Source organism: Bacillus sp. MBGLi79 (assembly GCF_002953915.1).
The window spans coordinates 173,473-175,580 of the sequence record NZ_CP026521.1 but is presented as its reverse complement, the minus strand read 5'-3'; the positions used below and the strand labels follow the sequence as shown (position 1 = coordinate 175,580).

1 pseudogene (running past one end of the window) is annotated in these 2,108 nt (G+C 46.2%); it reads right to left on the bottom strand.

The annotated features are described in order from the left end of the window. Positions 1 to 193 precede the first annotated feature (193 nt). Positions 194 to 2,108, bottom strand: a pseudogene (gene fusA / locus C1T29_RS00940) (elongation factor G); it runs 76 nt beyond the window's last position.

The window sequence follows — 2,108 nt, the reverse complement described above, 5'->3', positions numbered from 1 at the left end:
TTACCATGGTCAACGTGTCCAATTGTACCAATGTTGGCATGTGATTTGGAACGGTCGAATTTTTCTTTAGCCATTCTGAAAATCCTCCTTAAAAAGGTTAGTTTTTGTTATATAGAGTGATAGAAAGTGAAAGCGATGTTTCACTTTCTCATCTTACAATAGTATTTATACTTTAATGAAGAGGCAAAATCAATTATTCACCTTGATTTTTTTTGATGATCTCATCAGCAATGCTCTTAGGCACTTCTTCGTAATGGTCAAAGACCATTGTGAACGTACCGCGTCCTTGTGTGTTTGAACGGAGAGCCGTAGCGTAACCGAACATTTCAGAAAGTGGAACCATCGCGCGAACGACTTGAGCGTTTCCGCGTCCTTCCATACCTTCTACGCGACCGCGGCGTGATGTAATATCACCCATGATGTCTCCCATGTATTCTTCTGGGATAACGACTTCAACTTTGGAGATCGGCTCAAGAATAACCGGGTTACACTTGCTTGCCGCGTTTTTAAGCGCCATTGAAGCAGCGATTTTAAACGCCATTTCGTTTGAGTCGACGTCATGGTAAGAACCGTCAAACAATTTCGCTTTGATGTCGATAACAGGGTAACCTGCGACTACACCGTTTTGAAGTGAATCTTCAAGTCCTGCTTGAACAGCCGGAATGTATTCACGAGGAACGACACCACCGACGATTGCGTTTTCGAACTCAAAGCCTTTTCCTTCTTCGTTTGGAGAGAATTCGATCCAAACGTGTCCGAACTGTCCTCGTCCACCAGACTGACGTACGAATTTACCTTCAACTTGCGCGCTCGCACGGAATGTTTCACGATACGCAACTTGAGGAGCACCAACGTTGGCTTCAACTTTAAATTCGCGTTTCATACGGTCAACGATGATATCAAGGTGAAGCTCACCCATACCACCGATGATCGTTTGACCTGTTTCAGGGTCAGTATGCGCACGGAATGTTGGATCCTCTTCAGCCAATTTAGCCAGTGCAGTAGACATTTTGTCTTGGTCAGCCTTAGATTTAGGCTCGATTGCAACGTGGATAACAGGCTCAGGGAATTCCATAGATTCAAGAATAACAAGGTTTTTCTCGTCGCAAAGCGTGTCCCCTGTAGTCGTGTCTTTCAAACCTACAGCAGCAGCGATATCCCCTGCGTACACAGTAGAGATTTCTTCACGGCTGTTGGCGTGCATTTGCAGGATACGTCCGACGCGCTCACGTTTGCCTTTTGTTGAGTTTCTTACGTATGAACCGGAATCAAGTGTTCCTGAGTACACACGGAAGAACGTCAATTTACCAACGTAAGGGTCAGTCATAACTTTAAATGCAAGTGCTGAGAAAGGTGCGTCGTCAGAAGACTCACGAGTAACCTCTTCCTCAGAATCAGGCAGAGTACCTTTGATTGCCGGTACGTCAGTTGGAGCTGGCAGGTAGTCAAGAACTGCGTCAAGCACTAATTGAACACCTTTGTTTTTGAAAGCTGAACCACAAAGAACCGGATAGAACTCAACGTTACAAGTTCCTTTGCGGATTGCCGCTTTCAGCTCGTCAACTGTGATTTCTTCGCCTTCCAAGTACTTCATCATAAGCTCTTCATCAAGCTCAGCAACAGCTTCAATCAAGCTGGCGCGAAGCTCTTCAGCTTTGTCTTTGTACTCGGCAGGGATTTCACGCGCATCAGAGCGTGTTCCAAGATCATCTTCATAGTAGTACGCAACGTTTTCTACAAGGTCGATGATCCCTTCGAAATTGTCTTCGGCGCCAATCGGTAATTGGATCGCGTGAGCGTTCGCCTCAAGACGGTCTTTAAGAGTTCCTACAGAGTAAAGGAAGTCCGCACCCGTTTTGTCCATCTTGTTGACAAATACGATACGAGGTACTCCGTAAGTTGTTGCCTGACGCCAAACCGTTTCAGTTTGCGGCTCAACGCCTGATTGTGCGTCAAGAACGGCAACGGCACCATCAAGTACGCGCAGTGAACGTTCAACCTCAACTGTGAAGTCTACGTGTCCTGGTGTGTCGATGATGTTTACGCGGTAACCTTTCCACTGTGCAGTTGTTGCAGCGGATGTGATTGTGATACCGCGTTCTTGTTCC